At 69.1% G+C, this 6430-nt stretch carries 7 protein-coding genes and 1 tRNA gene (1 of these 8 cut by a window edge); 4 read left to right on the top strand and 4 right to left on the bottom strand.

The window, feature by feature from the left end:
* The 3 genes from ACWDMM_RS25455 to ACWDMM_RS25445 all read right to left on the bottom strand — a co-directional run.
* A tRNA-Thr gene (locus ACWDMM_RS25455) sits at positions 1-53 on the bottom strand; it reaches 122 nt to the left of the window's first position.
* Positions 54-271: 218 nt separating this feature from the next.
* Positions 272-511 carry an MbtH family protein gene (locus tag ACWDMM_RS25450; RefSeq protein WP_067795192.1) on the bottom strand — a complete coding sequence of 80 codons (240 nt, stop codon included), beginning with the start codon at positions 509-511 and terminating at the stop codon, positions 272-274.
* 169 nt (positions 512-680) lie between these two features.
* Positions 681-1499 carry an alpha/beta fold hydrolase gene (locus ACWDMM_RS25445; RefSeq protein ID WP_067795070.1) on the bottom strand — a complete coding sequence of 273 codons (819 nt, stop codon included), beginning with the start codon at positions 1497-1499 and terminating at the stop codon, positions 681-683.
* 178 nt (positions 1500-1677) lie between these two features.
* On the opposite strand from ACWDMM_RS25445, the gene ACWDMM_RS25440 reads away from it, so the two are divergent.
* The 4 genes from ACWDMM_RS25440 (at position 1678) to ACWDMM_RS25425 (ending at position 5741) form a co-directional block, all read left to right on the top strand.
* A complete protein-coding gene (locus tag ACWDMM_RS25440; protein WP_168434172.1) occupies positions 1678-1848 on the top strand; it encodes a hypothetical protein in 171 nt (56 codons plus the stop codon).
* Between the two features lie 85 nt (positions 1849-1933).
* Positions 1934-3484, top strand: a complete 1551-nt coding sequence (locus ACWDMM_RS25435; protein ID WP_195078414.1) for an alpha,alpha-trehalose-phosphate synthase (UDP-forming) — start codon at positions 1934-1936, stop codon at positions 3482-3484.
* 71 nt (positions 3485-3555) lie between these two features.
* A complete protein-coding gene (locus ACWDMM_RS25430; protein WP_449939884.1) occupies positions 3556-4284 on the top strand; it encodes a response regulator transcription factor in 729 nt (242 codons plus the stop codon).
* Positions 4281-5741 (top strand): sensor histidine kinase, encoded by a 1461-nt coding sequence (locus ACWDMM_RS25425; RefSeq protein ID WP_357110192.1) that lies wholly within the window; start codon positions 4281-4283, stop codon positions 5739-5741. Before ACWDMM_RS25430 ends, ACWDMM_RS25425 begins: the two co-directional genes overlap by 4 nt.
* A gap of 16 nt (positions 5742-5757) precedes the next feature.
* Here the strand turns inward: ACWDMM_RS25425 and ACWDMM_RS25420 are convergent, their stop codons facing one another.
* Positions 5758-6246, bottom strand: a complete 489-nt coding sequence (locus ACWDMM_RS25420) for a h domain protein (RefSeq protein ID WP_195078136.1) — start codon at positions 6244-6246, stop codon at positions 5758-5760.
* Positions 6247-6430: the final 184 nt, after the last annotated feature.

The raw sequence follows: 6430 nt of genomic DNA, 5'->3' as shown, positions 1-6430 counted from the left end.
ACTGACGACCGCTCGCTTACAAGGCGAGTGCTCTACCACTGAGCTAAGGAGGCGGGAAAGCGGTTGTCATCATAGCCCGGCACGCCGTCCGCATCACAACGGATTCGCGTTCGGCACCGAACGCGGCCCACCGGCCCGACAACCGCTTTCGGCTCACAGCCGAGTGACCGCCGCGTCCGCGACGAAGTCGCGAGCGGCGGCCACTCGGACGTGAGCCATCAGGGGGCCGCGAACACGCCGCGCCGGAGCGCGGCAGATCGAGCGCTGCCGATCAGACCGAGCCCTGCCGAGCCGCGTCGTCCGCGGCCATGGCGTCGCGCAGGCTCTTCGGACGCATGTCGGTCCAGTTCTTCTCCACGTACTCGACGCAGGCGGCGCGGCTGTCCTCACCGAACACGACTCGCCATCCGGCCGGAACCTCTGCGAAGGCGGGCCACAGGGAATGCTGTTCCTCGTCGTTGACCAGGACGAAGAAGCGGCCGTCTTCATCATCGAAGGGGTTGGTGCTCAATTTCACCTCACTGGATACTGGCGCTATGTACGGGATCGCTCCTGGTTCGCACGGTGCCGGGTTGCTGCCAACCCCTGGCGCCGAGAGACCCCGAGCGTTGTTTCGACACTAGCAAGCAAGACGTTACGCCTGGGCGGTTACCTATGCTGGGACCTCGGCCGACTCGCGATCAGGCCGCGAAGAAGTCCAGGAGAATCTTGTTCACCGCTTCCGGCCGCTCCAAATATCCGAAATGCCCGGCATCCGGTACCTCCTGGTACCGCGCACCCGGAATGACCTCGGCGATCTCCCTGGACAGATACGGCGGAATCATCCGGTCGTCGGCGAATCCGACCGAAAGACATGGCACCCGGATCGCCCGGTAGGCCTGCACCCGGTCGAAATCGTGATCCATCCTGCGCTGGGCGCGAATGCCCGGCGAGACCGGCCCTCCGGTGAACTCGAACAGGTCGAGCCAGTCGCGCGCGGCGTTCGGCTCGGCCATGGTCGCCGGCGAGAGATTCATGACCGCGGTGATCGCCGCCTCGTATTTCGGCGGCAGTTTCACCCCGCTCGCGTCGAGTTCGTGTTCACCGAGCGACAGCGTCTTCTGGAACTGGTCCAGCCGCCCGTGCCCGGCCATGAACACGGCCTTGCGGACCAGGTCGGGGCGGGCCAGCGCCAGCTCCTGCGCCACGCGCGCCCCCATCGAGGTGCCCACCACCAGCGCCGGGCCCTCGTCCAGGAACTCGATCAGCGCGGCGGTGTCGGCGACCAGGTCGTCGATGGTCATGCCGGACGCGGCCTCGAACGACGGCGCGATCCCGCGGTTGTCGAAGGTGCACACCCGGTAGCCTGCCGCGACCAGCGCGGGCACCTGGTGCAGCTCCCACACCCGGCCGGGACTGCCGGTGCCCATGATCATGACCACCAGCGGCGCCGATCCCTTGGCGCGGTCACCCTTCACCTGATAGTTGAGGGAAATCCCGTTCACCGTGGCCAGCGGCATATCGACCCTTTCGTGGAGTTGGTGCTGCGCTCCCCACGGTATAGGGACCAGCGCGGAAGGTGCGCGGACCGGGGGTCGTGGCGCGCTCGCGCCAACGCCGCGGCAAGCGCACCTCCCAGCGTCGCATACCATTGATTTTTCGCAGGGTAAGTGCGCACTGAGCCGGGAGGACTTGACGATGGCCGTGAAGGGCAGCGCCAACGACATTGCGGACGACGATCTGGAACCGCTCGCCGACGAAACCGCGCGTCAGGCGCAGCGGGTGGTCGCGGCCTACGCCGAAGACGCGGACGAATGCCGGATGTTGTTGTCCATGCTGGGTATTGGACCGAACGCTCGGGGCGAATAACCTCGTTCTCGACGCCAACGGCGACGTCGACCACACAACTCCAGCGGGATACAGCAACGCGCAAAGGATGCGGTGAGTGGACCAGATGAATCCGTCCGACGATTCCGAGCACGCCGCAGGCACCTCGACTGCTGACGCCGCGGCGGAAACCACCGGCTCCGGCGCGGGCTCCGGTTTCGTCGTCGTCGCCAACCGGCTCCCCGTCGACCTCGAACGCCTGCCCGACGGCAGCACCCGGTGGAAACGCAGTCCGGGCGGTCTGGTGACCGCGCTGGAATCGGTCTTGCGCAACAACAAGGGGGCGTGGGTCGGCTGGGCGGGCGTCCCGAACGTCGATGTGGACCCGATCATCGAGGACGGCCTCGAACTGCATCCGGTCCCGTTGTCCGCGGACGAGGTGGCCGACTACTACGAAGGCTTCTCCAACGGCACCCTGTGGCCGCTCTATCACGACGTCATCGTGCGGCCGGTCTACGACCGCAGGTGGTGGAGCGCCTACGTCACCGTGAACCGGCGCTTCGCCGAGGCCACCGCCAAGGTCGCCGCCGAGGGCGCGACGGTGTGGGTGCAGGACTATCAGCTGCAGCTGGTGCCCAAGATGCTGCGCATGCTGCGCCCGGATCTCACCATCGGGTTCTTCCTGCACATCCCGTTCCCGCCGGTCGAGCTGTTCATGCAGATGCCGTGGCGAACGGAGATCGTGGAGGGCCTGCTCGGCGCCGACCTCATCGGCTTCCACCTGCCCGGCGGCGCGCAGAACTTCCTCTACCTGGCGCGCAGGCTGGCCGGCCAGCCGACCTCGCGCGGTTCGGTCGGTGTGCGCTCCAAGCTCGGCGTCGTCCAGGTCGGCTTCCGCACGGTGCGGGTCGGCGCGTTCCCCATCTCCATCGCCTCCGCCGAACTGGACGAGCACTCCAGGCGCAGGTCGGTGCGCGAGCGCGCCGCGAAGATCCGCGCCGAGCTGGGCAACCCGAAGAACATCCTGCTCGGCGTGGACCGGCTCGACTACACCAAGGGCATCGACATCCGCCTCAACGCCCTCGAAGAACTGCTGGTCGAGGGCCGGATCGACCCCGCGGACACGGTCATGATCCAGCTCGCCACCCCCAGCCGGGAGCGGGTCGAGAGCTATATCCAGATGCGCGGCGACATCGAACGCCAGGTCGGCCGGATCAACGGCGAGTTCGCCAGGGTGGGCTACCCGGTGGTGCACTACCTGCACCGCCCGATCCCGCGCGACGAGCTGGTCGCGTTCTTCGTCGCCGCCGACGTGATGCTGGTGACGCCGCTGCGCGACGGCATGAACCTGGTCGCCAAGGAATACGTCGCGTGTCACAGCGGGCTCAACGGCGCCCTGGTGCTGAGCGAGTTCACGGGCGCGGCGGCCGAGCTGCGGCAGGCCTACCTGTGCAACCCGCACGACCTCGACGACGTGAAGGACGCCATCGTCGCGGCGCTGGAGGACGAGCGCGACGTCAAACGCAGGCGGATGCGCTCGCTGCGCAGACAGGTGCTGGCCCACGACGTGGATCGCTGGGCGCGGGCCTTCCTCGACGCGCTGGCGCAGGACCAGGTCGCGGGCAGCGCGCTGCTGACCGACGACGACGTCTACCCGGAGGACCGCGAGCCGCGCTGAATTCCGGCGTTCACAGGAAGCTCCCAGCTTCGGCCCAGCGACATCGCAGCCCGAGAGCGGACGATGTAGCCATGAGTGGCGCCCCCGTGCAGACCCCCGAGGCCAGGGTTCTGGTGGTCGATGACGAGCCGATGATCGTCGAACTGCTCGCGGTGAGTCTGCGCTACCAGGGCTTCGAGGTCGACACGGCGTCCGATGGCGCGCAGGCGCTGGACAAAGCGCGCACCTTCCGTCCGCAGGCGCTGATCGTGGACGTGATGATGCCGGGCATGGACGGCTTCGGTCTGCTGCGCCGGTTGCGTGCCGACGGGATCGACGCGCCCGTGCTGTTCCTGACCGCGCGCGACGACGTACAGGACAAGATCACCGGTCTCACCCTGGGGGCCGACGACTACGTCACCAAGCCGTTCAGCCTGGAGGAAGTCGTCGCCCGGCTGCGGGTGATCCTGCGCCGCGCGGGGCACGCCGCTCCGCAGCGGGAGAGTTCGCGCCTCCGTTTCGAGGACATCGAACTCGACGACGACACCCACGAGGTGTGGAAGGCGGGCGAGCCGGTCGCGCTCTCGCCCACCGAGTTCACGCTGCTGCGCTACTTCATGGTCAACGCGGGCACCGTGCTGAGCAAGCCGCGCATCCTCGACCACGTCTGGCGCTACGACTTCGGCGGCGAGGTCGGCGTCGTGGAAACCTACGTCTCCTACCTGCGCAAGAAGGTCGACACCGGCGATACCCGGCTGATCCACACGCTGCGCGGCGTCGGCTACGTGATGCGCGCGCCCTACCGCAAGAGCGGTTCATGAGTCCGGGCCGCAGCGGCGCAGTGCGGGCGAAGGTCTCCGCCTGGCTGTCCGCCGTTCCGCTGCGGGTGACGCTGATGGTCCTGCTGGTGCTCACGGCGGGGCTCGGGCTGCTCGTCTCCGGCCTTGTGGTCACCTCGGCGCTGGAGCAGCAGCTGACCGACCGCACCGACCAGCAGTTGCGCGGTGGCGCGATGGAATGGTCCCGGCGCGGGCCGCCGCCCCCGGTCTTGCCGCCCGATCCGCGCCACGCTCCGAGTCAGTTCTGGGTGCGCTCGATCCGCGCCGACGGGCGCTTGTTCCTCATCCCGGCGTTCGCTGTCGACGCCGAGCCGAGCCTGCCCGACACCCCGCCCTCCGGCCCGTACACCGTCGACTCCGCGAACGGCGGCGCCATCCGGTGGCGGGTGCTGACGCTGCGCACACCGGAGGGCACGACGACGGTGGCGCTGCCGCTCACGCAGAACACCGACACGGTGCACCGGCTCGTGGTGCTGGAGCTGATCGTCGGGGCGGTGGTCCTGGCCGTGCTGGCGGTGCTCGCGTACTTCGTGGTGCGGCGCAGTCTGCGGCCGCTGCGCCGGGTGGAGAGCACCGCCGCGGCCATCGCCCGCGGCGACCTGCACCGCCGGGTGCCGGTGCGCGACACCAACACCGAGGTCGACCGGCTGTCCAGATCGCTGAACGGGATGCTGGCGCAGATCCAGCGCGCGTTCACCGCGACCGCCGCCTCCGAGGAGGCGGCGCGCCGCTCCGAGGAGCGGATGCGCCGCTTCATCGCCGACGCCAGTCACGAGTTGCGCACGCCGCTGACCACGATCCGCGGCTTCGCCGAGCTGTATCGCCAGGGAGCCACCGACGACCCCGCCGCGTTCATGGACCGGATCGAGCGCGAAGCCCAGCGGATGGGCGTGCTCGTGGAAGACCTGCTGATGCTCGCGCGGCTGGATGCCCAGCGCCCGCTGGAACTCGGCCCGGTGGACCTGCTCGCCGTCGCCAGCGACGGGGTGCACAACGCGCGCGCCGTGGTCGCCGCCGGACACTGCGAGGGGCCCGTCCGCACCATCGAGCTGAAGATCGAGCCCGGTGAGGGGACGCTCGAGGTGATCGGCGACGAGGCACGGCTGCGCCAAGTCCTTGGCAATCTGCTGAACAACGCCCTCACGCACACCGCGCCCGACGCGAAGGTGACGGTACTGCTCACTCCAGGCCCCGACGACGTGCTGCTCGAGGTGGCGGACACCGGTCCCGGCCTGGCGGCGGAGGACGCCGAACGCGTCTTCGAGCGCTTCTACCGCGCCGACACCTCCCGCGCCCGCAGCAGCGGCGGCACCGGGCTCGGCTTGTCCATCGTGCAGGCGCTGGTGACGGCGCACGGCGGCGAGGTCGGCGTGCGGAGTTCGCCCGAGGCCGGGACGACGTTCACGGTGCGGCTACCGCGCACACCGGCGTCGTCCTAGCGGGGCCGCAGCGGCGTCAGACCGGAGTCACCGCCGACACCAACCAGTGCGAATCGGACTTCGTCAGCGAGACCCGGACCCGGCTGCCGGTCGTGGTGCCCTGCGGGGTGTCCTTGCTCGTCATCACCTGGTTGAGGAACAGCAGGACTTGCGCGTGGGAGCGGTCGGCGGAGATGACACCGGCCGCCTGGGTGGTCGCGGTGACGGTGAGTTGCTTCTCCTTGGCGCCGGGCGCGATCTGCTTCTCGATCAGCGTCAAGTAGTCGGCGCGGAAGTCGCCGGTGAGGTTGTCGGCCGACTTGGGCAGTTCGGTGTCCACGGTCTGCGGGGTGTAGGTGAACATGGCCTCGACGGTGCGTCCCGCCGTCGCGACCGCGTCCTTGCGCGCCTGCTCGCTCTGCGCACGGTCCCAGTACCGGTAACCGTTGACGCCCCCGACCACCGCGGCCGCGGCGACCACCACGCCGAGCAGGGCGAGCAGGATCTTGGCTCGAATTCCGTTCATGCTGTGTCCTCTCCGGCATGAACGGGGCCCTGCGTGGTCACGCTGCGCTGCCGCCTCCGGGCCTGACCGTTCATGCTCTGTCCGATTCCGGCATGAACGGGGCCCTGCGTGGTCACGCTGCGCTGCCGCCTCCGGGCCTGACCGTTCATGCTCTGTCCGATTCCGGCATGAACGGGGCCCTCGT

The sequence above is a fragment of the Nocardia sp. NPDC003726 genome (assembly GCF_053586955.1).
The sequence above is the reverse complement of the archived record's forward strand: the minus strand, read 5'-3'. Positions and strand labels throughout refer to the sequence as shown.